The organism is Bacillus sp. FSL W8-1141 (genome assembly GCF_038593205.1).
Taxonomy (GTDB): Bacteria; Bacillota; Bacilli; order Bacillales; family Bacillaceae; genus Bacillus; species Bacillus altitudinis.
This window is the reverse complement of record NZ_CP151973.1, coordinates 2,084,940-2,110,320: the sequence shown is the minus strand read 5'-3', so window position 1 is coordinate 2,110,320 and position 25,381 is coordinate 2,084,940. Positions and strand designations below refer to the sequence as shown.

Genomic DNA, 25,381 nt, shown 5'->3' with positions numbered 1-25,381 from the left:
TTTGTTCATAACTTTCCCCCATTAATTGAGTTTAAACATTTCTTCTTCAATGAAATCTGTTAAAATAAAGGGAGAAAATATTCGAATTTTGTCAGGAAGACAGGTGCTTTGGTCAATGACGATTCATTACTTGGATGTCATGTTGATGGACAGCGTACATAAATTGAACGGCGAACGCTCCATTAGTGCTGTCTACCATCTTTTTAAAGGAAAAAAATCATCACAAACGATACAGGATGCAAGTTTGTTTCAGCTTTCTAGCTACTTCGGCTGCTATCCAGCTTTTACGAGGGATCAGCTGAATCGCTCTGTAAAAAGGCTGCTAGAGCAACACTTTATCAGAAAGACAGAGGATACATTCATTGCCACAGATGAAGGAATAAGTATGCTCAGGCAGTGTTTCACTGAAAAACCGATGCCAGTTTATTTTGATGGTGCCAAGTATCATGATAAAGCAAAGGTGTTATGGATGAGGCTGTCTTTACTTGTGCAGGTCCTTTCACATCATGCAGCGCGGTCACAACACTATGTGCCGATTCAAAGAGATATATCGGTTCAAAACTGGACGAAATCCTTCTTCTCGCAATATCACCAGAAGAAAAAGCTTTCTGAAGATATCCATCATGAGCTTGAAACACTTCTTGCTCATTTAACTGATCAAGAGGCACTGCTTTTTGTTTATTCATTGACTTCAAATGAAAGAATCGGACGGACGTACCAGCAAATGGCGGAATGGATGAAAGAAGATGTATGGTATGTTTACTTGCTTTTTTGGAATGTGCTCCATTATTTTATTCAATGTGCGCAAAAAGGTGAGGCACCGATCATCCAGCGAATGATAGATGATCTTCAATTCAAACGTGTGCTGACCACCTCTACCCATAAAACGCTTGAGCTTGTACAAAAAGGGTTCAGTATTGATCAAATTGCTCATATTCGTTCATTAAAAAAAGCGACAATTGAAGATCATATTGTGGAGCTCTCGATACATGAGCCGAGCTTCTCGATCGAACCATATGTCAGCAGTGAAGCTCAAAAGGCGATACATGAGGTAGCCGGTCAGCTCCAAACCAACAAGATGAAGCTGATCAAAGAAAGTCTCGAGCATTCATTTACTTATTTTCAAATACGATTGGCATTGACAAGGATGGTGAAAGCAAGTGGATAAGCTTCATCAGACGCTGATGCGATACTTTGGTTATGATGCCTTCAAAACAGGTCAGGAGGACATTATTCGAAGTGTACTTCAACAAAAAGATACGGTTGCCATGCTTCCTACTGGTGGCGGGAAGTCACTTTGTTATCAAATTCCGGGCTATTTGACAGACGGGTTAGTGCTGATCATTTCACCTCTTTTATCACTCATGGAAGATCAAGTGGAACGCATGAAAATGCGCGGTGAAAAGCGAGTGGCTGCGCTTAACAGTACACTGTCTTTTCAAGAAAGAAGACATATTATTCGGCATTTGCCATCATATAAATTTTTATTTGTCGCACCTGAGGCGCTTATGTCAGAGGTATTGTTAGAGCAGCTCAAAGCGATGCATGTGGGGCTATTCGTTGTAGATGAAGCCCACTGTATATCGGAATGGGGACATGATTTCCGCCCTGAATACTCCAAGCTTGGGGAATGGAGGGAAGCGCTCGGCAATCCTGTCGCCTTAGCACTAACGGCAACTGCGACGAAACAAACCTTAAAAGATACTGTGCAAACGTTGCGGCTAGAGCATCCAGATGTTCATATTCATTCAGTCAACCGGCCGAATATTGCACTATTAAAAGAGGCACATGAAACGAAAGAAGCAAAAGAGAAACGAGCACTGGAGCTTGTGGAAACCCTTCAAGGGCCTGGGCTGATTTATTGTCCGACCCGGCAAATGACAGAAGATATTTCACGTTTGGTGAAACAAAAAACGCATCAACGTGTAGAGTTTTATCATGGTGGAATGGAGTCAGGAGACCGCATGCTGATCCAGCAGCAATTTATCAGTGGTCAAATTGATCTCATTTGCTGTACAAGTGCTTTTGGAATGGGAATTGATAAAGCAAATATACGCTTTGTGATTCATATGAGTCCGCCTCAGTCAATTGAAGCATTTATGCAGGAAATTGGAAGAGCTGGACGGGACGGGAAAAATAGTGTGAGCGTTCTTTTATATACAGAAGAGGATGCGGATATTCAAAGTCATTTGATTCAAGCAGAAGGTTTTGATGATCCAGAAATTGATTTTTTCTTAGCTCGAGTATCACATATGCCGATAAATGATGAAAAGAAATTACGTGAACAATTGATGGAAGCAGGGCTTCAGGAGACGCGTGCGCGAATGCTCTCGCATTATTACAAGATGTACCAAACTGAACAGCCCCGTTTGCTCATGAAGAAGCTGAAAGAAAAGCTGCAGGATAGACAAACAGAAAAGCTAAAAAAAGTGTGGCAGTTTAAAGAGCATATCACTGGCCATCGCTGCTTTAGGCAATCTCTGTTATCATACTTTGATGAGCAGCTTGATCTAACGGAGGACGCTTCCTTTGGGAACTGCTGCTCTTCATGCGGACTTGACCTGTCTGATTACGAAAAAAAAGATCAACCATTGGAGCTGAATGAAATGAAACACTGGAAGACCGAGCTGGATCGTCTGTTTCACCTGACAAAAGAGGCGCAGCATTGATTGAACAACATCGCCGTATTATTGAAAAATTAACCGATCGACAAGTAGTAGAACAGTTGTATTTCACACAGCTGCTCATGCTGATTGTCTCTTTTTTACTAGGGATGTTTATGTTTGATCATTGGACTGATTTTACAGCCTTATGGCAGATCCGAGATATGCGTATCCTGACTTACGGAATTGGCGGCGCTTTGCTTGTGATTATTGTCGACGCTATTGTCATGAAGGTGTTTCCGGCTCATATGTATGATGATGGCGGATTAAATGAAAAAATGTTCAAAAACCGCAGCATCCTGCATATTGTTTGGTTAACGCTGCTCATTGCCTTTTCAGAAGAAATTTTATTTCGCGGGATCGTTCAGCAGCAATTTGGACTGGAGATTGCAAGCGTTGTGTTTGCACTTCTTCACTTTCGCTACTTGTCAAAAATACTCTTGTTTATCCTTGTGGTTTCTATTAGTATTTTTTTAGGACTTTTATACGAGTGGACAGGAAATTTATTCGTTCCTGTCATGACACACTTTGTCATTGACCTAGTCTTTGCATGTCAAATTCGTTTTAAATATTGGGGGAGGGATGAACATGGAAGAAATGTCGAGAATGAAGAGAAAAAAGCAGCAGCTGACAAACATCCATGATGATGTAGAGGAAAATCTTGAAGAAGAAAAAGTGCATCCTTCAGATGACTCTCACTTTCCTACACGAGAAGATTTTCATGAATATAAAAAGCAGCGAACCAAAAAGGTGCGTAATCCATTGTTTACGACACTGGCTATTATCTTTCCTATTATTGTCGTCACGGTTTTCTTCCTGTTGATTTATTACACATCAAAGGAAATTAACGATAACAACAATCAAGGTGTTTATATTGATAAAACATCGAGTGCTGACACAGATCCAGTCCCGTCAGCACTTGTTGACACAAAAAATGATTCAAGCGCTGACAAAGCGGATGCGTCTGATGATGAGAAGAAAAAGAAAGATGCTGATAAAGAAAAGCAGCGTTCAAAAGAAAAAGCAGAGCAAAAGAAAAAAGAACAAGCTGCTAAAGAGAAGGCTGAGCGTGAAAAGGCCGAAGCTGCAAAAAAGCGTGAGCAGCAACAGCTCGCTCTTCAAAAACAGCAGGAAGAGAAAAAGCGAAAAGAAGCAGAAGAGAAGAAGAAGAAGGAAGAAAAGCCTGTTCGTGTCGTGCAGCATACTGTTGGACCAGAGGAAAACTTGTATCGAATTTCCATGAAGTATTATCAAAACCGATCAGGGGAAGAGAAAATTCGAGCTTACAATCATTTAAAAGGAAATAGCGTGTACAGCGGACAAGTATTGAATATCCCATTAGAAAATTAATATTTGACATGAATGAATCGAAAAGCACATACATATGTAGAAAAAAGGGACAAGGGTGTATGTGATGACTTTGCACGCAATCAGCCGCTATATGGATCAGCCGACACAGAAAATGATTGAAACATTGATCAAAAGGAAACGCAAATACGAGGGATTTGCAAAACAATGCAAAAGGTGGCAATGGACAGCCCTTTTATCACTTGCGATTCTTCTGTTTTATTTTGTGATAACAGCTAATAGCGGGGGCTCCCTGCAGCCGGAAGCGATGATTGCCACATTGCTTGGCCATGAGGTGTTTCTGTTTTGGATCATGGCTGAAGTGTTTGCTTTTTACGCATCGTATTATTATAAGAAAAAAGAAGAAAAGGCTGAGGATGAATATCATAAGCTCAGATGTGAAATTATACAGAAAAGCACAGATTTATGGCCTCAATCAAATCAGTGGAAAGAGCGCGAGGCCGTTTTTCACTTCATGCAGACGCAATATGACATCAACCTCTATTATGAAAGTAAATAAATGAGCAAAAGACGTTTAAACAGTTGAAACGTCTTTTTTCATTCAAGCGTCCTATAAAAGAAAGCTGATACAAGGGAGTCATTCATAATGAAATATGCCATCGGATTTACTGCTGCCATAGCGGCTGTGACAACAGGTGTGTGTGTAACAGCGAAAATGGTGAAAACGGCAAAACAAAACAACATCAAAAAGCATTACTTTACAATAGAAGGACTTCAGTCAGATCGACCTGCAGTCATTTTCTTTATTTCTGATACCCATCGCCGTCTAATTAGTGATACTTTATTAGCGGAAGTGGAAGAGCAGCAGCCTGATGTCATTATGATCGGCGGGGACTTAGCTGAAAAGGGAGTCCCATATGCTAGAGTCGAAGAAAATGTGAAACGTTTAGCAAGGATTGCCCCGGTGTATTTTGTGTGGGGGAATAACGACCATGAGCTGCATCAGCAAAAACTCAAAGACATCCTCCATACCTATCAGGTGACGACATTGCAAAATGAGACGGCTGTGTGGAATTTTGAAGGACAGCCCATTAAAATAGGCGGAATTGATGATATCCGGCTTGAAAAAGCAGATTATGAAGCGATACGGCCGGAGTTTGTCAAAGAAGACGTGAATATCCTTTTATCACACAACCCAGATGTGCATCACTTGATGAGTGAAGAAGAGGGAATTGATCTCGTTTTGAGCGGTCATACCCATGGGGGTCAAATTCGCATTGGGAAATTTGGTCCGTATGAAAAAGGAAGAACAGGCCAAGTCAAAGGTGCTTTCTTTCTGATTAGTAATGGTTACGGAACAACAAAGATTCCGATGCGTCTTGGAGCAGAACCAGAAACCCATCTGATCTATTTAATGCCGCTAAAAACGCGCTAAGTTGATGCCCCATCAATATTTTCCATAAAAGTCACCGTAAGCATAGCTTCATGCTTGTCTTCCGTCTTGACACAGTGTAAACTGAATACAAAATTAAGAACCTATGACTCATCATCTCATATACTACAGTATGATGTGTGTTAGAAGAGGCAGGAGGGAACGTTATGCGGCTAGAGCGTCTGAATTATAATAAAATCAAAATTTTTCTCACACTAGATGATCTGACAGACCGAGGTCTTACGAAAGAAGACCTTTGGAAAGATTCGTTCAAAGTTCATCAGCTGTTTAAAGACATGATGAACGAAGCGAATCAGGAGCTCGGTTTTGAAGCGAATGGACCGATTGCTGTTGAAGTATTTTCTCTTCAGGCGCAGGGGATGGTCGTCATTGTGACAAAGAGTCAGCAGGAAGATGCTGATGATGAGTTTGATGAAGATTACATTGAGATGCAAGTCAAGCTCGACGAGAGCAAGCATGTGCTCTATCAATTTGCCTCGTTTGAAGATGTGATTCAACTGTCCCATAGTTTAAGTCGTATTGGACTTTTAGGGGGTACAGTTTACCATTATGAAGGTCAATATTTTCTCAGTCTAGATGATTTCGAAGAACTGTCTGCAGATACGGTCATTTCTATTTTAGCGGAGTTCGGTTCACCGACGACATTAACCATTCACCGGTTAAAAGAATACGGAAAAGTGATCATGCAGGAAGATGCAGTGAAAACGATTCAACTGTATTTTTAATCACTTTTTTCTATTATATTTAATACTGTTGTGATGAAACAACAGTATTTTTTTATATCCATTTTTATATTTATAAACGCTGATATTTTATTTTGATAAAAAACGCTTTTTACCTTTGCTTTACCAGTACGAAGGTGTATACTATTGCTTGAAAGGGAGCAGTAGATCATGAAAGATTTCTAGGGGGTTTATTTTAATGGCAGCCGATCAAAACGCCGCTCATAACGCAGAAGATAAGCTAGATGTTTTAAAGTCAACTCAAACCGTCATACATAAAGCGCTTGATAAATTGGGCTATCCGCAAGAAGTGTATGAATTGCTGAAGGAGCCAATTCGCCTATTAACGGTCAAAATTCCAGTACGTATGGATGATGGATCGGTGAAAATTTTCACTGGTTATCGTGCGCAGCATAATGATGCTGTCGGTCCAACAAAAGGCGGAATTCGATTCCACCCGAACGTTACTGAAAAAGAAGTAAAAGCGCTTTCAATTTGGATGAGTTTAAAATGTGGTATTGTGGATCTTCCTTATGGCGGAGGAAAAGGCGGTATTATCTGTGATCCAAGAGAAATGTCATTTAGGGAGCTTGAAAAACTAAGCCGCGGCTATGTACGCGCAATTAGTCAAATCGTTGGACCAACAAAAGATGTTCCAGCACCAGATGTGTTTACAAACTCTCAAATCATGGCATGGATGATGGATGAGTATTCTAGAATTGATGAATTTAACTCGCCAGGATTTATTACAGGAAAACCAATTGTTCTTGGAGGCTCACATGGACGTGATACTGCAACGGCAAAAGGTGTAACGATCTGTATCAAAGAAGCGGCGAAGAAAAAAGGAATTGACATCAATGGGGCTCGTGTTGTCGTTCAGGGATTCGGAAATGCAGGAAGTTACTTGGCTAAATTTATGTATGATGCCGGAGCGAAAATCGTAGGAATTTCAGATGCTTACGGCGGTTTGTATGATGAAGATGGTCTCGATATTGACTACTTGCTTGACCGACGTGACAGCTTTGGAACCGTCACTAAATTATTTAATGATACAATTACAAACCAAGAGCTGCTTGAGCTAGATTGTGATATCTTAGTACCTGCAGCCATTGAAAATCAAATTACAGAAGATAATGCGGCGAACATTAAAGCCAAAATTGTCGTAGAAGCAGCAAATGGACCAACGACATTGGAAGGGACAAAAATTCTTTCAGATCGTGGTGTACTGCTTGTTCCAGACGTACTTGCAAGTGCGGGTGGAGTGACTGTTTCTTACTTTGAATGGGTTCAGAATAACCAAGGGTTCTACTGGACAGAAGAAGAAGTAGAAACTCGTTTAGAAGATATGATGGTGAAATCATTTAATAATATTTATGAAATGGCGCAAAACCGCCGTATTGATATGCGACTAGCAGCATATATGGTCGGTGTACGTAAAATGGCTGAAGCTTCTCGATTCAGAGGCTGGATTTAAGCGACTTATTTGCATCGCGCCTTAAAATCTCCTATCCTTAAATAGGAGATTTTTTTATGGAATCATGCAAAGAATCAAACAGCCCAGCAATTGTTATTGCAGTGAAACGACAGGAGTGGAACAAATGAAACAAGAAAAAGCGATCATAATAGGAGGCGGCCCGTGCGGTCTATCAGCTGCCATTGCATTCAAGCAAATTGGGATTGATGCACTTGTGATTGAAAAGGGCAATGTGGTCAACAGTATTTATCATTACCCTACACACCAAACCTTCTTCAGTACAAGTGAAAAGCTTGAGATCGGTGACGTCGCTTTTATCACTGAAAATCGGAAACCCGTTCGTATTCAGGCGCTTTCCTATTACCGAGAGGTGGTCAGACGAAAAAGCCTTCGTGTGAATGCTTTTGAAAAGGTAAACGCTGTGACGAAAAAAGATGGCCGTTTTACGGTAAATACATCAAAAGACGACTATACATGTGAATATGTTGTGATTGCGACTGGCTACTATGATCATCCTAACTATATGAATGTAAAAGGGGAAGACCTTCCTCATGTGTATCATTATTTTAAAGAAGGACACCCCTACTTTGATAAAGATGTGACGGTGATCGGCGGGAAGAACTCTAGTGTTGATGCTGCCCTGGAACTTGTGAAATGCGGAAGCAGGGTGACGGTTTTATATAGAGGAACTGAATATTCATCCAGCATCAAACCTTGGATTTTACCAGAGTTTGAAGCGCTTGTTCGAAATGGCACCATTCGAATGGAGTTCGGTGCAGAGGTGAAGGAAATCACAGAACAGGATATTGTCTTTACAAACCAGCAGGGCCAAACGGATCGAGTGAAAAGTGATTATGTGTTTGCGATGACAGGTTATCATCCTGATCATTCATTTTTAGAAAAAATGGGTGTAACAATCGATCCAGAATCAGGCCGCCCAGCATTTGATGAACAAACAATGGAAACAAATGTAGAAGGTATTTTCATTGCAGGGGTCATTGCAGCTGGTAACAACGCCAACGAAATTTTCATTGAAAATGGAAGATTTCATGGCGGGTTAATTGCAGAAGAAATCAACAAAAGAATCAACGGGTAAAAAAAGAACTGGGTCCTTCTAAGGGATTCAGTTCTTTTTTATGTAAATTGGGATTATATAGAAGATTATTTTTGGGAAAATGGGCTCGAGTCATATAAAAAAGGGGTGATTCGTGGTACGATAATAAAGGATAATGTAGGGAAAGAGGTCTGATTATGATCGCAATCATTTCAGCAGGTTTAGCTCCCGGCATCGCACTTTTAAGTTATTTTTATTTGAAAGATCAATACGACAATGAGCCGGTTCATATGGTCATCAGATCTTTTATGCTAGGTGTCATACTTGTGTTTCCAACCATGTTTATTCAGTATGTCCTCCAAGAGGAAAATATCGCCACGAATCCTATCGTGATTTCATTTGTGACATCGGGTTTTTTAGAAGAATCATTAAAGTGGTTTATTTTAATGGTTAGTGTCTATGCGCACGTACAGTTTGATGAACACTATGACGGGATTGTCTATGGAACAAGTGTCTCACTTGGATTTGCGACACTTGAAAATATTTTGTACTTAGTGGGTCATGGGGTAGAGTACGCGTTTACACGTGCCTTGCTGCCTGTATCAAGCCACGCTTTATTTGGTGTGGTGATGGGATTTTATATAGGTAAAGCTCGCTTTTCTGATAAAAAAGAGCAGCGAAAATGGCTGATTCTCTCTTTAATACTTCCTATCCTTTTTCATGGCTTATATGATTTCATTCTTCTTGGCATGAAAAATTGGGGATATATTATGTTGCCGTTCATGATTTTTTTATGGTGGTTTGGTCTGCGGAAAGCCAAAAAAGCCCGTGCGGTGAAGATGGTACAAATTTAAATTGGAAAACGTCCTATACGTCTTTAGGGCGTTTTTTGTCTTTTCCATCCAATTCCCTCCTGTGATGAATGTATAAAAATAGGGATCGGAAGAAACATATATTCAAACATCAAAAGTACAGGAGGATCAAATATGGACAAAGCTCGTTTCATGAAACAAATCGTCCTTATCTTCTCAATTGTTCTGCTCGCGTCTTCATTGATGACAGCTGAAAAAAGTGAAGCTTTCACGAATCAAGTGATTCAGCGGGGAGCTACAGGAGAAGATGTCGTCGAGCTCCAGGCAAGGCTCCAATACAATGGTTTTTACAATGGAAAAATAGACGGGGTGTATGGCTGGGGAACTTACTGGGCCGTGCGCAATTTTCAAAGCCAGTTTGGTGTAAAGAAAGTCGATGGACTCGTAGGGGAAAAAACAAAAAGCCTATTAGTTCAAAAGACGAAATACTATAAAGAGTTTGTGCAGCAGCAGCTTCAAAAAGGAAATCAGTTTACGCATTATGGCGGGAAACCTCTTGATCAGCAAACAAAGGCTCCTGCGCAAAGAAACACGCAAAAAAAGACAGCACAAGGTGCAAAAGAGAATCAAAAAAGTCAAAGCGGAGGAAACAGCTCGACTGGGAAGTCTGGAAAGCAGTCAGGAAATGGTCAAGCAAATCAAACGCCGAAACAAACAGCAGCCAACATGCCAGGTGGTTTTTCAAGCAATGACATTCAGCTTCTTTCACAAGCTGTTTATAGTGAAGCGAGAGGTGAACCTTATGAAGGACAGGTAGCGATCGCAGCCGTCATCTTAAACCGTTTAAACAACCCGACCTTTCCAAACACGATTGCTGGTGTCATTTTTGAACCGCTTGCGTTTACTGCTGTAGCAGATGGACAATTTTATATGGCGCCAAATGAAACCGCTAAAAAGGCAGTATTTGATGCCATTAATGGCTGGGACCCATCTGAAAGCGCCGTTTATTACTTTAATCCTGATACAGCAACAAGCCCATGGATTTGGGGAAGACCACAAATTAAACGAATCGGGAAACATATTTTCTGTGAATAAAAAGAGGTGTAAATAAATGATCAGAGGAATATTGATTGCTATTTTAGGAATTGCTGTCATCTCAACAGGATACTGGGGCTATAAAGAGCATCAAGAAAAAGATGCAGTACTGCTTCATGCAGAGAACAACTATCAAAGAGCCTTCCATGATTTAACGTATCAAGTCGATCAGCTGCACGATAAACTTGGCGCAACACTTGCGATGAATAGCCAAACATCTATATCTCCAGCACTGGCAGATGTATGGAGAATGTCATCAGAAGCGCATAACAATGTCAGTCAGCTTCCGCTCACATTGATGCCTTTTAACAAAACAGAAGAGTTTCTAGCGAATGTCGGTGACTTTAGCTACAAATCGTCACTTAAATCTTTATCAGATGAACCATTAAACAAAGATACACACAAAACCATTACCACTTTATATGATCAAGCGGCAGATATTCAAAACGAACTTAGACAAGTGCAGCATCTCGTACTCAACAAAAATTTAAAATGGATGGATGTTGAAATGGCACTTGCTGATGGAGATCGAAAAAACGACAACACCATCATTGACGGATTAAAAACCGTTGAAAGAAATGCTGATGCGTTTGCAGATGTTGATCTTGGCCCTACAAATGTGTCAACTGAATCAGAAACGCAAGGCTACAATCACTTAAAAGGGCAAAAGATTTCAAAAAAAGAAGCGATTCGTATCGCCCAGCAATTTGCGCCTGACCATAACAAAGATTTCAAGGTGAGAAAAAGTGGGAGTAAAACGAACCGTGATGTCTACAGCCTGTCAATGTCTGACCCAGACAACCGGGCAAACTTTTATTTAGACTTGACTGAAAAAGGCGGCCATCCTGTCTATCTTCTTCAGAACCGTGAAGTGAAAAAACAAAAAATCAGTTTAAATGATGCCTCAGAAAAAGCACTAAGTTTCTTAAAGAAGCATGGATTCGATACCGAATCATTTCATTTAGATGAGAGTGCGCAATTCGATAATATCGGCGTATTTACCTATGTACCTTTACAGAATAACGTATTGCTTTATCCAGATAGTATTCGAATGAAAGTCGCTTTAGATGATGGTGAGGTTGTGGGATTCTCAGCGAAAGACTATTTAATGAATCACAGAAAACGTGACATAAAAGCACCAAAGATTTCTCGAAAAGAAGCTGAAAAGACCTTAAATAAACATGTGAAGATCGAGGATACACATGTAGCTCTTGTTCAAAATGATATGTCAGAGGAAGTTCTCTGCTATGAGTTTTTAGGAACCATTAAAAACGACACGTACCGAATGTTCATTAATGCAGATACTGGAAAAGAAGAAAGAGTAGATAAACTAAAAAATGCAGAACCTATATATAAAGACCTATAGAAAAGGGAGCGAGGAAAAGGCGAATAAGCCTTTTCCTTTTGTTTTATACATGGTTTAATATAAGAGAGGATACGATTTCACAGATGAAAAGAGTGATGAGGAATGTTACAAATAGGGGATGCAATCACAATTGAGTATGTCAATGAGAACAAAGAAGTGAAAACCGCAAAATCGAAAGTTTTGGAAAATAATAACGATGATATTTGCATTAATTATCCAGCTGATAAAGAAACGGGGCGCACGATCTATTTAAATCAAGAAACAGAAATCACCGTCTTCTTTTTCGATGAAAATCAAATTCCATACAAATGTACAAGCAAAGTCATTGGGAAAAGAAAAGAAGATATCCCGATGATTGTCGTTTCGATTCCGCCAAAAGAAGAAATGATTCGGCTTCAGCGAAGAGAATATCTTCGAGTGGATACGATGGTGAAAGCGTCCATTACGCAAAATGGTGAAGAAACCTTCGACACATTTATTGTCAATATGAGTGCTGGCGGTGTAGCAATTGCTGTTCCAGAAGGTGTCTCACTAAAAGAATATGGCGAGGTCGTCACAGAGTTTGAACTTTCACTTAAAGAACCAGTGAAAATTAAAGCGATTGCAGAAATGAATCGTGTTTATCAAGATGAACAGACGGGGAAAACAAGAGCGATCATGGAATTTACTGAAATCACAAACGACCACCAGCAACACATCATGAAGTATTGCTTCCAGCAGCAGCTTCTAACACGTGTGAAAAAAGTATAAGAATAAAGGTTGTCAAAAGCTTCCATACTAGAGAGAAAGAATCTAGCGTTGGAGGCTTTTTGTATGAAAACAATGGAAAGATGGCTATTCAAAGCAGTGCTCATTCAGCTCATTCTGCTTTTGGCGGTTCAGGTCACCCTTCACTTGACGAAAGGAGAACTATTTTTGTCAAAAGTCGTACAATACGAGGGTGTGAATAACATGAGCATTGAAGATTGGATTGAGACATTTAAGCAAAAGGATTGATAGAAAATTCCCCCGTTTGAGCGGTGATCGTGTTACAATTCATAAGGGAGATTCAATCAAGGAGAGGTATTATGAAAAAGAAATTATCTATCGCAATTGACGGTCCTGCTGCAGCAGGAAAAAGCACTGTGGCAAAAATTGTCGCAGCGAAAAAATCATATATTTATATCGATACAGGTGCGATGTACCGCGCAATTACACTTGCAGCACTCAATCAAGGCGTAGACCTTGAAGACGAACAGGCACTTGATGCGTTATTGAAAAACACAGTCATTGAACTTGTGTCAACTGACGAAGGTCAAAAAGTACATTTAGACACGATCGATGTCACAGAAGACATCAGAACAGACCGCGTAAGCAATCAAGTCTCTGTTGTTGCAAAGCATAGAGCTGTCCGGGAAGAAATGGTCCGCAGGCAGCAAGAGCTGGGGAACCGAGGCGGTGTCGTCATGGATGGAAGAGACATTGGCACGCATGTTCTTCCAGATGCAGAAGTGAAAATTTTCTTGCTTGCGTCAGTAGAGGAAAGAGCAAAACGTCGTTTTGAAGAAAATCAGAAAAAAGGCTATGATGTCAATTACGATCAGCTGATCGAAGAGATTGCAAGACGTGACAAGCTTGATTCTGAGCGGGAGGTATCACCGCTGAAGAAAGCAGATGATGCCATTGAAATTGACACGACTTCCCTTTCTATTCAAGAGGTTGCAGGTAAAATTTTAGATGCAGCAGAGCGTGTAGAAAAACAGTAAGAAATTTTAGAAAACTTTTATAAGTTAGAGGTTTATCTCTTGACAAACAAGGTCTTTTATTAGAAGTTTATACTAATACTATTTTTATTGATCATTCAAGCAATTCTGTTGATTTGAATGTTTCTATAATACATATTCGGCTGGCAATCATCATGCTAAGGACACATATTCACCCAGTCGTTTTAACTAAGCTGTGTAGGTTTGGACCAAGGAGGTTATCGAAATGACAGAGGAAATGAATCAAATCGATGTTCAGGTACCAGAGGTTGGAGATGTAGTGAAAGGGATTGTTTCTAAAGTTGAGGACAAGCATGTCAATGTGGATATCGTCAATGTGAAACAACCTGGGATCATCCCAATCAGTGAATTATCAAGTCTTCACGTTGAAAAAGCATCAGATGTCGTGAAAGATGGCGACGAGTTAGAGCTTAAAGTAACAAAGGTCGAAGACGATGCTTTGATTTTATCGAAACGTGCTGTTGATGCAGACCGCGCTTGGGAAGACCTAGAGAAAAAGTTTGAAACAAAAGAAGTATTTGAAGCAGAAGTAAAAGACGTTGTCAAAGGTGGCCTAGTGGTCGACATTGGTGTTCGCGGATTTATTCCTGCGTCTCTTGTTGAGGCACACTATGTAGAAGACTTCACTGACTACAAAGGAAAAACACTCTCGCTTGTTGTGGTAGAGCTTGACCGCGAAAAAAACCGCGTGATTCTATCGCATCGTGCAGTCGTTGAGCAAGAACAATTAGACAAGAAGCAAGACTTCCTGCAAAAGCTTGCAGTAGGCAGTGTGATTGATGGAAAAGTGCAGCGCCTGACTGACTTTGGTGCATTTGTTGACATTGGCGGCATTGATGGATTAGTTCACATTTCTCAACTATCCCATGCGCATGTCGAAAAGCCATCTGACGTTGTTGAAGAAGGACAGGAAGTGAAAGTCAAAGTTCTTGCTGTTGACCGCGATAACGAACGTATCTCACTATCTATTAAAGAAACATTACCAGGACCTTGGAGCCAAATTGGCGAAAAGGTAAAACAAGGTGATGTTCTTGAAGGAACCGTTCAACGCCTTGTGAGCTTTGGAGCATTTGTTGAAATTCTGCCAGGTGTAGAAGGGCTTGTGCATATTTCCCAAATTTCACACAAACATATCGGTACTCCTCAAGAAGTCCTTGAAGAAGGGCAGACTGTGAAAGTGAAAGTGCTTGATGTCAATGAAGATGAAGAGCGCATTTCACTTAGCATTCGTGAATTAGAAGAGAATCCTGAAAAACAAATCGAAGAGGATTACCGTCAATATCAGGCGAAAGAAGAAAATACAAGCGGATTCCAGCTTGGTGACCTGATTGGTGATAAACTCAATAAACTAAAATAATTTGGTGATCAAAATTGACGCGAGCAGAAAGAAAGAAACAGCATATTGAGCATGCTTTGTCGACTGGCCAGCATGCAGCAACAGGTTTACAAGATGTTTCCTTCGTTCACGCCAGTTTACCAGATCTTGCGACATCACAAATTGATACACATACGACAATTGGCGGACTGACTTTCGGTTCGCCAATTTTTATCAATGCAATGACTGGTGGAGGCGGAGAATCGACCTATGAGATTAATCGCTCTTTATCTATCGCAGCGAAGGAAACCAATATTCCAGTAGCAGTCGGATCACAAATGGCTGCACTGAAAGATGCAGACGAACGTCGTACGTATGAAGTGGTTCGAAAGGTGAATCCAGATGGACTCGTTTTTGCCAATTTGGGCAGTGAGGCGACAATTCAGCAAGCACGGGATGCCGTTGACATGCTGGGGGCAAACATGCTCCAAATTCACTTAAACGTGATTCAAGAGATCGTCATGCCTGAAGGAGATCGTGATTTCAGAGGTGCTGTTGAGCGGATCTCAGCCATTACTGAATCAATTGAGGTGCCTGTTGTCGTCAAAGAAGTTGGATTTGGGATGAGTAAGGAAACAGCAAAGAAATTATTTGATGCTGGAGTTGCTGGTGTTGATGTAGGTGGATTTGGGGGAACGAATTTTTCTAAAATCGAGAACCTGCGCCGTCAAAAAGCACTTCGCTATTTTGACCAGTGGGGAATTCCAACTGCAGCGAGTCTGGCTGAAGTACATACAGCCTTTCCAGATCAAACCGTCCTAGCTTCTGGAGGCATTCAAGATGCTCTTGATGTGACAAAATCAATTGCTCTTGGTGCGTCTGCCGTTGGATTAGCCGGCTTTTTCTTAAAATCCCTGACGAGTGGAGGAGAAAAGGGCCTCATCTCTGATATCATTGATCTACAAGATGATGTGAAGATGTTGATGACAGTACTTGGCATGAAAACAATTGAGGAGCTAAGGCAAGCTCCGATTGTGCTTACAGGGGAAACAAGTCATTGGCTAAAAGAAAGAGGCGTGGATACTACGTACTATAGTTTAAGAAATAAGAAGACAAAGGACTAAATGAAATGTAGCCCTTTGTCTTCTTTTCAGCGTGAAAGAAAACTTTTTTTGTCTATGAAAGACAGCTGCTTTTTGCGGAGCGAATTTGACATTCGTGAGCACCAATGCGCAGGACTGACACTGAATGCGAGGGTTTGTCTGCACGCTGAGACATGTGGTAATCACATGTCTTTTTTTTATTGATTTCTTTTACGAGCGTCTTCCGGGCCTTCTAAAGTTGTTGCCCCTTTGTGATGAATGGATTGATCGCGATCAGATTCAACTCTTCTTGACGCCTTTAGGCGTTTTTCCTGTCTATCCTTACCCATCATACATCCCTCCTCAACTATTAGGGTGTCACCTCTTGTTTATTTCATGCAAATCCCGCACCTTCTCATACGTTTAAAAACTGGAGATTTTCCCATAATGTAATTGAGGTGATGAGGGTTGGAGGCATTGTACTATTATTGGTCAATATGGTTCGTTTGGATTATGGTGACATTTATCATGGAGAAAAGCACGTGGCGCAATGTGCTGGGCGTATGTGTTCTCATTCATATTATATGCAGTCATGTCATGGTTTCTATTTTAGACATTAGGATCAATGCAGGATTTTTGATGACCTTTTTATATGCTTGCATGTCATTCGTGATCTTTCGGCCTGCTCATCGAATCATGCGAATCATGCAATTAGGTTCCATGGTCAGTGCGTATGCCTTTTTTATGATTTTTGCATTATATGATCCAGTTTGGTTCACGATAATAAAGGTGGACTGGGTTGTATTTGCCTTGCTAATCTTGATGTGTTTAACATATGGGCATCAGTTAACGGAACGGATCACTTTATGGATGATGGCTATATGTCTGGGGGAAGCCCTTTATGCGCTTACGATTCATCGCCTCACATCTTCCATTGTCATAGGAGATCTCTCGTTTCTTTCCATGGCTGTTCAAGGAGCTGTCTTTCTATTAGGTGTAGGTCAGCTTGAAAAACTCTTGAACACCCGTTCATCTAGAAAACCAGTAAAAGGGGCTGCAAAATCAACATGACGGATTACACGTTTCCTGTGATTATTGGTGTCATCTTTGGGATGGCGGCTAGGCTTTATATGCTAAGAACTGATTATCGGCAATATCCCACATATATTCATGGACAAGTGATTCACATTGCGCTAGGTTTTATCGCATCAGGCCTTGGTGCTATTATTATGCCTGCACTGATCCAGGAAGAATTCACTGCAATTACCTTTCTGACGCTTGCAGCCACGCAATTTCGTGATGTGCGTAATATGGAAAGAAATACATTGACCCAAATGGATTCGTATGAGCTTGTCTCACGAGGCAGTACATATATCGAAGGCATTGCGATCGCCTTTGAAAGTAGAAATTATATTGCCATTCTTACTGCCCTTATTACAACGACCGCCTGTATTTTCTTTTCGCTCGTCGTTGGGACCGTGGTCGGTATTCTTTGTTTTTTCATGGCAAAACTATTAATGTCAGGGAGCCAATTAAAGGATATCGTGAATATTCAAAAAGGGGAACTTCGTTTTGACGGCGCAGGACTTTACGTAAATGATATTTACATTATGAATATCGGGCTGCCTGAAAAGCAAAAATTGATTTTAGAGCATGGAATGGGGTTCATCTTGACTCCGAAGAATTTTAACTCGGCCACAACCATCGCAAACCTTGGGCAGCGGCAAGCTATCTTATTTGATTTATCCAACGTGCTTGGTGTATACCGAGATTCTGGTGAACCATCGCTTTGTCCGCTCGCAAAACGTGATCTGAATAATGGCACACTTGGCGTATTCATTTTACCGCAATGGCAGCGTGAAGATTTGGCTGTCCGTGTATTAGAAGAGGTGCCTATTTTAGAAAATGCCATTAGAATGCCGACAGATTTCATTAAAAAGAAAGTGAGGTAATAGGGCATGGCGAACACCATTGAACAATTTATATTGGCTGTGGCGACAACAAATAAAGAGCGGGTCATTGGCGGAACAGCCGTTTTTTTCTGTGAAAATAAAGAAGAGCTCGACATGTATGCCATGAATTTAGAGGCCATTTTAGATGGAATTGCACACGGCATTGGAGAAGATCTTTACTTGATCGTCAAACATTTTTAAGTTATTCATTGTGGTCTGATTAAAAATTGATATAATATATAAGTTGAACCCTTCATGTTTGAAGGGTTTATTTCATAAAACTGAATGAAAATTATAAATCCCGGTTGAAACATGATGATGAACATATTGAATCGCGGCTGGATTGAAAGGAAGGGTACTATGGGTAAACCTGTCGTAGCCATTGTTGGAAGGCCCAACGTTGGAAAATCTACAATTTTTAATCGAATCGCAGGCGAAAGAATATCGATTGTAGAAGACACACCTGGTGTAACAAGAGATCGAATCTATAGCTCTGCTGAATGGTTAAATTATGACTTTAATTTAATAGATACTGGTGGAATTGATATTGGAGATGAGCCGTTTTTGGCGCAAATTCGCCATCAGGCTGAAATCGCAATGGATGAAGCGGATGTTATTATCTTTATGGTCAATGGAAGAGATGGCGTCACATCTGCGGATGAAGAAGTCGCAAAAATTTTATATCGCACGAAAAAACCTGTCGTACTTGCTGTCAATAAATTGGACAACCCTGAAATGAGAAGCGACGTGTATGACTTTTATGCACTTGGATTTGGCGAACCGTATCCGATTTCTGGAACACACGGACTCGGTCTAGGTGATCTGCTTGATGCTGTCGCAGAGCATTTCAAAAACTTACCAGATACACAGTATGATGAAGAAGTGGTCCAGTTCTGCTTAATCGGCCGCCCAAATGTAGGGAAATCCTCTTTGGTGAATGCGATGCTCGGTGAAGAACGTGTCATTGTCAGCAACATTGCTGGTACAACAAGAGACGCTGTAGATACAATGTTTACGTACAACCAACGTGACTTTGTCATTGTCGACACAGCCGGTATGAGAAAAAAAGGGAAAGTATATGAAACAACAGAGAAATACAGTGTACTCCGTGCGTTGAAAGCCATTGATCGATCGGATGTTGTCGCTGTTGTTCTTGATGGTGAAGAAGGCATTATTGAACAGGATAAACGTATTGCCGGCTACGCACACGAAGCGGGTAAAGCCGTTGTGATCATTGTGAACAAGTGGGATGCTGTTGAAAAAGACGAGCGTACAATGAAGGAATTTGAGCAAAACATTCGCGAGCATTTTCAATTCCTTGATTATGCACCTGTCTTATTCATGTCTGCTCTTACGAAAAAGAGAATTCACACGTTAATGCCAACAATTATTACCGCTAGTGAAAATCATGCGATGCGCGTTCAAACTAACATTCTAAACGATATTATCATGGATGCCGTAGCAATGAACCCAACGCCGACCCATAACGGACAGCGTCTGAAAATTTACTATGCAACACAAGTGGCGATCAAACCGCCGTCCTTTGTTGTGTTTGTAAATGATCCAGAACTTATGCACTTTTCTTATGAGCGTTTCCTAGAAAACCGAATTCGAGATGCATTTGGTTTTGAAGGAACACCAATTAAAATATTTGCGAGAGCGAGAAAATAAAAAGGGTGAGCAGGATGAAGAAAATTTCAGTACTTGGAGCAGGGAGCTGGGGAACAGCTCTTGCGCTTGTATTAGCTGATAATCATCATGATGTACACATGTGGGGACATAGACAAGAATTAATTGATCAAATCAACGAGAAACATGAAAATCATGATTACTTGCCTAATGTTGCATTGCCAGCGTCTATTCAAGCGACAACAGATATGAAACAGGCACTAGAAGGGACAGATGCGATTATTGTCGCTGTGCCAACAAAGGCTATTCGAGAAGTATTGAAACAGGCAAATGAGTTCATTACGTCAAAGGTGCCATTTGTTCATGTCAGTAAAGGAATTGAACCAGATACGCTTCTTAGAATTTCTCAAATGATTGAACAAGAAGTCCCAGAAGCGAAAAGGGAAGCAGTGGTTGTCCTGTCAGGACCAAGTCACGCTGAAGAAGTTGGCTTGCGTCATCCGACAACTGTGACTGTCTCGTCAGAAAATATTGAAGCAGCTCAATTTGTTCAAGATTTGTTCATGAACAATAATTTTAGAGTGTACACCAACCCTGATGTGATTGGGGTGGAAATTGGCGGGGCGCTGAAAAACATCATCGCTCTTGCGGCAGGGATCACAGATGGACTCGGATATGGCGATAATGCGAAAGCAGCGCTCATCACAAGGGGGCTTGCTGAAATCGCCCGCCTCGGCACAAAAATGGGAGGAAACCCTCTTACGTTCGCCGGATTAACAGGTGTTGGAGATTTGATTGTCACATGTACAAGTGTTCATTCGCGTAACTGGCGCTGCGGGAATTTACTCGGTAAAGGATATAAGCTCGAAGAAGTGCTTGAAAAAATGGGGATGGTTGTCGAAGGCGTCCGCACAACAAAAGGCGCTTATCAGCTCTCCAAAGAATACAAGGTCAGCATGCCGATTACAGAGGCTCTTTACGGCGTCCTATTTGAAGGGAAAAAGGTAGACGATGCTGTAGAATCCTTGATGGCACGTGTGAAAACACATGAGATGGAAGACCTTGTGAACATGTTCGAAAACCAAACAAAGTAATTGGAAGACTGAACTTAGGCGTGTAGAGGATGCAAGAAGGGGAAGACTTGCATAACATAACAATGAAGTTTGAATAGAGCTTTGCCTCTACAGAATGAGGAAAAATAGTCGACCTAATGACTGAAGCAGAGTCCCCCTCTTTGCTTCAGTTTTTTTATTCACTTTTTTCTGAATGATTGGAAAAATGATTGATATTTTACTTAATTTTGGTTTAGAATGAAATATAAACGCTTACAATTCGTTTATATTAAAGGGGGACAGGCACGATGAGTTTTGCTTTAATCAAGATGTGGTTTGCGCTTGGTTCAATGGGGCTCATGTTTTTAGCCGTTGTAACCATTTATTTGAGCAGGTTTAAGCTGAAGAGCCGATTTCTGAAAATAACAGTCTCAACTGTCGCGTACAGCTTAATGCTCATATCAGGTATCATTGTGTTTTTAGTTGTAGTTAGCGGGCCGGTCAATGAATAAAGAAAAAGGAAGAATGTGATGATCAAAGCAAAAATCAGTGTCATGCTGTTAACACTTATTTTACTTACGGGGTGCCTCTATCCAGAGAATCGCAAAGCTGAAAACCGCGTGCCATATAAAGAGCAGCTGCAAAGTGTGCAGACAGCGATTGAAGACTTTCAAAAAGCGACAAATGGCCTTTTACCGATTGAAACAAAAGAAGGCGACACACCGATTTATCAGAAGTATGTCATTGACTTTAAGCGTCTGTCACCAAGATATTTACATGATGTACCGTCGACATCTTTTGAAGGCGGGGGCGAATATATCTATGTCCTCACAGACGTCGAACAAAATCCAACGGTGAAACTGCTTGATGTCAAAATGACACAAACGATCAGTGAATTACGTCTAAGGATCAAAATATATCAAGATGAACATACATATCCGCCATATGGCAAAGTAGTATCCAAAGATTTATATACGTTAAATGAAAAAAAACTAGGGTTAAAAGCACCGCCTACAGTGACGAGCCCTGTCACGGGTGAATCACTTCCATTACTGATTTCCTCAAATGGCGAAATCTATGTTGACTATCGCAGTGATTTTGCCCAGATTTTGAAAAATACGAAACAAAAGCTGAAACCAGGTGAAAATATTCAAGATGTCTATTGGCAGGAAACCCCGTTTGTACCAGCGTTTTCTGTTCCATATACGATCAACAAAAAAGGTGAGCCGGCTTTTTTAGAAAAAAAGACGTCATAAACAAGAATGAACCTTTCTCCTCTGCATATAAATGAGGAGAAAGGTTTTTTTATGGCTAAACATACTCTCAAAACAAAAAAGGTGTCATATTCAAATAGGACAACGTCATACACATATATTGTCCTGACACCTTTCAAGCACCGTTTGATTGAAGTATAGAGTATTTTATTTGAAAACGAGGATAGCAAGTCCGGGAGGGGATCACTTGGAAAAAGTCGATATTTTCAAGGATATCGCTGAACGAACAGGAGGCGATATATATTTAGGAGTCGTTGGAGCTGTTCGTACAGGGAAATCTACGTTTATTAAAAAGTTTATGGAGCTCGTGGTGCTCCCGAATATCAATAATGAGGCAGACCGTGCAAGAGCACAGGATGAATTGCCGCAAAGCGCAGCAGGAAAAACCATTATGACCACAGAGCCAAAATTTGTGCCAAATCAAGCGGCATCCATTCACGTGAGTGATGGCCTGGATGTCAACATTAGGCTTGTCGATTGTGTAGGCTACACCGTGCCTGGTGCACGCGGGTATGAAGATGAAAATGGTCCGAGAATGATTAATACGCCGTGGTATGAAGAGCCAATCCCGTTTCATGAAGCAGCGGAAATTGGTACACGCAAGGTCATTCAAGAGCATTCAACCATTGGTGTTGTGATTACAACAGATGGATCAATTGGGGAAATCCCAAGACATGACTATATTGAATCAGAAGAACGTGTCATTGACGAACTCAAAGAAGTTGGAAAGCCGTTTATTATGGTGATCAACTCTGTGAGACCTTATCACCCTGAAACAGAAGCACTGCGGCAGGAACTTAGTCAAAAATATGATATTCCTGTACTCGCGATGAGTGTCGAAAGTATGAGAGAACAAGACGTCCTCAGTGTACTTCGTGAAGCATTATATGAATTCCCAGTGCTTGAGGTGAATGTGAACCTGCCAAGCTGGGTCATGGTACTAAAAGAAGATCATTGGCTAAGAGAGAGTTATCAGGATTCAGTGAAAGAAACCGTCAAGGATATTAAGAGATTAAGAGATGTTGACCGAGTGGTAGGTCAGTTCAGTGAATTCGATTTTATCGAAAGAGCGGGCTTAGCAGGCATTGAAATGGGTCAAGGGATCGCAGAAATTGATCTGTATGCGCCGGATGATCTATATGATCATATCCTAAAAGAAGTGGTTGGTGTGGAAATTAGGGGCAAAGATCACCTTCTTGAGCTCATGCAAGATTTTGCACATGCGAAAACGGAGTATGATCAAGTGTCTGACGCTTTAAAAATGGTGAAGCAGACTGGTTATGGAATTGCGGCACCAGCTTTGTCGGATATGAGTTTAGATGAGCCGGAAATCATTAGGCAAGGATCAAGATTCGGCGTCAGATTAAAAGCAGTCGCGCCATCTATTCATATGATTAAGGTAGATGTAGAAAGTGAGTTTGCACCGATTATCGGAACAGAAAAACAAAGTGAAGAGCTCGTCCGATACTTAATGCAAGACTTTGAAGATGATCCGCTTTCTATCTGGAATTCCGATATATTTGGACGCTCACTCAGCTCGCTTGTCAGAGAAGGCATTCAAGCAAAACTCTCGCTAATGCCGGAAAATGCAAGGTATAAACTAAAGGAAACGCTTGAACGAATTATTAACGAAGGATCAGGCGGTCTGATCGCGATTATTCTATAGGATGTGAGACCTCTCATTGATGGGGGTCTTTTTTTGTGTGCGGGTGAAGTCATAAAAAGACAATTGTATAAAGATTAGTCAGATTCAGGCTGAAATTAGGAATATTCGTTCGCAAAAGTGCCCTTAATCCTTGACGAATAAGGATTCTTCCCTTTAAAATGCTTGATATGGTATTTCATATGTGTTAATCTACTTACAGAAAATCTTCACTTTGTTGGACAAACATTCCTTCAAAGAGAAGTTTTCTAATGAAAAGCCATGTATGACGCTTTCTAGACGCTCTTTTTTTCAAAAAAAGTGTATAGAAAGAAGATGAATTGTGAAGAAATGATAACAATCTATTGAATGCATATTTTTGGGAGGAGGTGAAAGGCATGAACAAGACAGAACTTATTAACGCGGTTGCTGAAGCAAGCGAGTTATCTAAAAAAGACGCGACAAAAGCAGTTGATTCTGTTTTTGATACAATTTTAGATGCACTTAAAAATGGTGACAAAATCCAACTTATTGGTTTTGGTAACTTTGAAGTACGTGAGCGTTCAGCTCGTAAAGGACGTAACCCACAAACTGGTGCAGAGATCGAAATCCCTGCAAGCAAAGTACCTGCTTTCAAACCAGGTAAAGCACTTAAAGACGCGGTGGCAGGTAAATAATCGTTATGTGTAACGATCCTATTGAAGGAGTTATACATATCCAGTTTCACACTGGTCTAGAAAAGCCCCTTTGATAAGGGGCTTTTCCTTTTGAATCAAATGGTTTGTTTAGAACGCTCTCCTTTGCTTTTAGGATCTGAAGTGTGCTAGAATCTGAATGAAATGTAATCGCCTTTGGAGGATATAATATATGAGTGAAATAAATAAAGAATTAATCGAACACGCGGTACGCGATATATTAAAAGCAATCGGAGAAGATCCAGATCGTGAAGGACTTCTTGATACCCCAAAACGAGTAGCAAAAATGTATGAAGAAGTGTTCTCGGGATTAAATGAAGATCCAAAAGAACATTTTAAAACCATTTTTGGTGAAGATCATGAAGAACTTGTTCTTGTGAAAGATATTGCTTTTCATTCAATGTGTGAACACCATCTTGTGCCATTCTATGGCAAAGCCCATGTCGCTTATATTCCGCGCGGCGGAAAAGTAACGGGACTCAGCAAGCTGGCGAGAGCAGTAGAAGCCGTGGCAAAGCGCCCGCAGCTTCAGGAGCGCATTACATCAACGATTGCAGATAGTATGGTGGAAACTTTAAATCCACATGGTGTGATGATTGTCGTTGAAGCAGAGCATATGTGTATGACGATGCGCGGAGTGAAGAAGCCCGGCGCTAAAACAGTCACTTCAGCCGTACGCGGTACATTTGCAAATGATGCGGCAGCAAGAGCAGAAGTGCTTTCATTTATTAAAAACGACTAATCCATAGATGGAAGGTGAACAGATTGAGTGAAAATAAAGCATCTGATTTTGTGGTGATTAAAGCCATTGATAATGGTGTCAATGTGATCGGCTTAACTAGAGGTTCCGATACAAGATTTCACCATTCCGAAAAGCTCGATAAAGGTGAAGTCATTATCGCACAATTTACTGAGCACACATCAGCCATCAAAGTGCGGGGCGATGCTGTCATTCAAACAAGCTTCGGTGAAATTCAAAGCGAAGCAAAGAAATAACGCACGACTATGCACTTGATAGCATGAAAGTCAG

Annotated in this window: 29 protein-coding genes; 28 read left to right on the top strand and 1 reads right to left on the bottom strand. The window is 40.8% G+C overall.

From position 1 onward, the window contains the following. Positions 1 to 115 precede the first annotated feature (115 nt). From NSQ52_RS10670 to fni, 17 genes are all read left to right on the top strand, one after another. Entirely contained in the window at positions 116 to 1,168 is a 1,053-nt protein-coding gene (locus NSQ52_RS10670; RefSeq protein WP_277518673.1) for a helix-turn-helix domain-containing protein, read from the top strand. Beyond that, positions 1,161 to 2,669, top strand: a complete 1,509-nt coding sequence (locus NSQ52_RS10665; RefSeq protein WP_268412376.1) for an ATP-dependent DNA helicase RecQ — start codon at positions 1,161 to 1,163, stop codon at positions 2,667 to 2,669. The genes NSQ52_RS10670 and NSQ52_RS10665 overlap by 8 nt, the downstream gene beginning before the upstream one ends. Next, positions 2,666 to 3,307, top strand: a complete 642-nt coding sequence (locus NSQ52_RS10660) for a CPBP family intramembrane glutamic endopeptidase (RefSeq protein WP_342473320.1) — start codon at positions 2,666 to 2,668, stop codon at positions 3,305 to 3,307. The genes NSQ52_RS10665 and NSQ52_RS10660 overlap by 4 nt, the downstream gene beginning before the upstream one ends. Beyond that, entirely contained in the window at positions 3,252 to 4,013 is a 762-nt protein-coding gene (locus NSQ52_RS10655) for a LysM peptidoglycan-binding domain-containing protein (RefSeq protein WP_342473319.1), read from the top strand. The genes NSQ52_RS10660 and NSQ52_RS10655 overlap by 56 nt, the downstream gene beginning before the upstream one ends. A gap of 64 nt (positions 4,014 to 4,077) precedes the next feature. Further along, entirely contained in the window at positions 4,078 to 4,530 is a 453-nt protein-coding gene (locus tag NSQ52_RS10650; protein WP_007500988.1) for a DUF2663 family protein, read from the top strand. Positions 4,531 to 4,617: 87 nt separating this feature from the next. Further along, on the top strand, positions 4,618 to 5,406 hold the full coding sequence (locus NSQ52_RS10645) for a metallophosphoesterase (RefSeq protein ID WP_217967025.1): 789 nt from the start codon (positions 4,618 to 4,620) through the stop codon (positions 5,404 to 5,406). Positions 5,407 to 5,570: 164 nt separating this feature from the next. Further along, positions 5,571 to 6,149 (top strand): genetic competence negative regulator, encoded by a 579-nt coding sequence (locus NSQ52_RS10640; RefSeq protein WP_007500984.1) that lies wholly within the window; start codon positions 5,571 to 5,573, stop codon positions 6,147 to 6,149. A 196-nt stretch (positions 6,150 to 6,345) separates the two neighbouring features. After that, positions 6,346 to 7,620 carry a Glu/Leu/Phe/Val dehydrogenase gene (locus NSQ52_RS10635; protein WP_007500982.1) on the top strand — a complete coding sequence of 425 codons (1,275 nt, stop codon included), beginning with the start codon at positions 6,346 to 6,348 and terminating at the stop codon, positions 7,618 to 7,620. Between the two features lie 124 nt (positions 7,621 to 7,744). Then, a complete protein-coding gene (locus NSQ52_RS10630; protein WP_039165767.1) occupies positions 7,745 to 8,716 on the top strand; it encodes a YpdA family putative bacillithiol disulfide reductase in 972 nt (323 codons plus the stop codon). Between the two features lie 155 nt (positions 8,717 to 8,871). Continuing rightward, a complete protein-coding gene (gene prsW, locus NSQ52_RS10625; protein ID WP_008344507.1) occupies positions 8,872 to 9,528 on the top strand; it encodes a glutamic-type intramembrane protease PrsW in 657 nt (218 codons plus the stop codon). Between the two features lie 132 nt (positions 9,529 to 9,660). Further along, positions 9,661 to 10,581, top strand: a complete 921-nt coding sequence (gene sleB / locus NSQ52_RS10620) for a spore cortex-lytic enzyme (protein WP_138278688.1) — start codon at positions 9,661 to 9,663, stop codon at positions 10,579 to 10,581. 16 nt (positions 10,582 to 10,597) lie between these two features. After that, a complete protein-coding gene (gene ypeB, locus NSQ52_RS10615; protein WP_008344510.1) occupies positions 10,598 to 11,947 on the top strand; it encodes a germination protein YpeB in 1,350 nt (449 codons plus the stop codon). Positions 11,948 to 12,049: 102 nt separating this feature from the next. Continuing rightward, the gene (locus NSQ52_RS10610) at positions 12,050 to 12,697 is read left to right on the top strand and encodes a flagellar brake domain-containing protein (protein ID WP_007500975.1); all 648 of its coding nucleotides are present in this window, start codon (positions 12,050 to 12,052) and stop codon (positions 12,695 to 12,697) included. Positions 12,698 to 12,760: 63 nt separating this feature from the next. Continuing rightward, positions 12,761 to 12,943, top strand: coding sequence for a YpfB family protein (locus tag NSQ52_RS10605; RefSeq protein ID WP_008344514.1), 183 nt, complete (start codon positions 12,761 to 12,763; stop codon positions 12,941 to 12,943). A gap of 71 nt (positions 12,944 to 13,014) precedes the next feature. Further along, positions 13,015 to 13,692: a (d)CMP kinase gene (cmk, locus tag NSQ52_RS10600; RefSeq protein WP_017359766.1), complete on the top strand. Its 678-nt coding sequence runs from the start codon at positions 13,015 to 13,017 to the stop codon at positions 13,690 to 13,692. A 223-nt stretch (positions 13,693 to 13,915) separates the two neighbouring features. After that, on the top strand, positions 13,916 to 15,067 hold the full coding sequence (gene rpsA, locus NSQ52_RS10595; RefSeq protein WP_008344519.1) for a 30S ribosomal protein S1: 1,152 nt from the start codon (positions 13,916 to 13,918) through the stop codon (positions 15,065 to 15,067). A 14-nt stretch (positions 15,068 to 15,081) separates the two neighbouring features. Further along, on the top strand, positions 15,082 to 16,149 hold the full coding sequence (gene fni / locus NSQ52_RS10590; RefSeq protein WP_342473317.1) for a type 2 isopentenyl-diphosphate Delta-isomerase: 1,068 nt from the start codon (positions 15,082 to 15,084) through the stop codon (positions 16,147 to 16,149). A gap of 176 nt (positions 16,150 to 16,325) precedes the next feature. Here the strand turns inward: fni and NSQ52_RS10585 are convergent, their stop codons facing one another. Next, the gene (locus NSQ52_RS10585; protein WP_008344525.1) at positions 16,326 to 16,457 is read right to left on the bottom strand and encodes a YpzI family protein; all 132 of its coding nucleotides are present in this window, start codon (positions 16,455 to 16,457) and stop codon (positions 16,326 to 16,328) included. A gap of 178 nt (positions 16,458 to 16,635) precedes the next feature. On the opposite strand from NSQ52_RS10585, the gene NSQ52_RS10580 reads away from it, so the two are divergent. The 11 genes from NSQ52_RS10580 to mtrB all read left to right on the top strand — a co-directional run bounded on the left by NSQ52_RS10580 (position 16,636) and on the right by mtrB (position 25,347). Continuing rightward, on the top strand, positions 16,636 to 17,178 hold the full coding sequence (locus NSQ52_RS10580; RefSeq protein WP_017359763.1) for a hypothetical protein: 543 nt from the start codon (positions 16,636 to 16,638) through the stop codon (positions 17,176 to 17,178). Further along, entirely contained in the window at positions 17,175 to 18,059 is an 885-nt protein-coding gene (locus NSQ52_RS10575) for a YIEGIA family protein (RefSeq protein WP_007500964.1), read from the top strand. The genes NSQ52_RS10580 and NSQ52_RS10575 overlap by 4 nt, the downstream gene beginning before the upstream one ends. Before the next feature lie 6 nt (positions 18,060 to 18,065). Beyond that, a complete protein-coding gene (locus NSQ52_RS10570) occupies positions 18,066 to 18,260 on the top strand; it encodes a hypothetical protein (protein WP_008344527.1) in 195 nt (64 codons plus the stop codon). A 159-nt stretch (positions 18,261 to 18,419) separates the two neighbouring features. Continuing rightward, positions 18,420 to 19,730 (top strand): ribosome biogenesis GTPase Der, encoded by a 1,311-nt coding sequence (gene der, locus NSQ52_RS10565; protein WP_008344528.1) that lies wholly within the window; start codon positions 18,420 to 18,422, stop codon positions 19,728 to 19,730. A 14-nt stretch (positions 19,731 to 19,744) separates the two neighbouring features. Next, positions 19,745 to 20,782, top strand: a complete 1,038-nt coding sequence (locus NSQ52_RS10560) for an NAD(P)H-dependent glycerol-3-phosphate dehydrogenase (protein ID WP_039165750.1) — start codon at positions 19,745 to 19,747, stop codon at positions 20,780 to 20,782. Between the two features lie 266 nt (positions 20,783 to 21,048). Further along, positions 21,049 to 21,252, top strand: a complete 204-nt coding sequence (locus NSQ52_RS10555) for a DUF2768 domain-containing protein (protein WP_342473316.1) — start codon at positions 21,049 to 21,051, stop codon at positions 21,250 to 21,252. Positions 21,253 to 21,270: 18 nt separating this feature from the next. Then, the gene (locus tag NSQ52_RS10550) at positions 21,271 to 21,996 is read left to right on the top strand and encodes a hypothetical protein (protein WP_007500961.1); all 726 of its coding nucleotides are present in this window, start codon (positions 21,271 to 21,273) and stop codon (positions 21,994 to 21,996) included. A gap of 205 nt (positions 21,997 to 22,201) precedes the next feature. Beyond that, on the top strand, positions 22,202 to 23,680 hold the full coding sequence (gene spoIVA, locus NSQ52_RS10545) for a stage IV sporulation protein A (RefSeq protein WP_008344534.1): 1,479 nt from the start codon (positions 22,202 to 22,204) through the stop codon (positions 23,678 to 23,680). A 374-nt stretch (positions 23,681 to 24,054) separates the two neighbouring features. Next, positions 24,055 to 24,333, top strand: coding sequence for a non-specific DNA-binding protein Hbs (gene hbs / locus NSQ52_RS10540; RefSeq protein ID WP_003215863.1), 279 nt, complete (start codon positions 24,055 to 24,057; stop codon positions 24,331 to 24,333). Positions 24,334 to 24,523: 190 nt separating this feature from the next. Continuing rightward, positions 24,524 to 25,093, top strand: a complete 570-nt coding sequence (gene folE / locus NSQ52_RS10535; protein ID WP_003215789.1) for a GTP cyclohydrolase I FolE — start codon at positions 24,524 to 24,526, stop codon at positions 25,091 to 25,093. Positions 25,094 to 25,116: 23 nt separating this feature from the next. Then, positions 25,117 to 25,347, top strand: coding sequence for a trp RNA-binding attenuation protein MtrB (gene mtrB, locus NSQ52_RS10530; protein WP_008344541.1), 231 nt, complete (start codon positions 25,117 to 25,119; stop codon positions 25,345 to 25,347). Positions 25,348 to 25,381 lie beyond the last annotated feature (34 nt).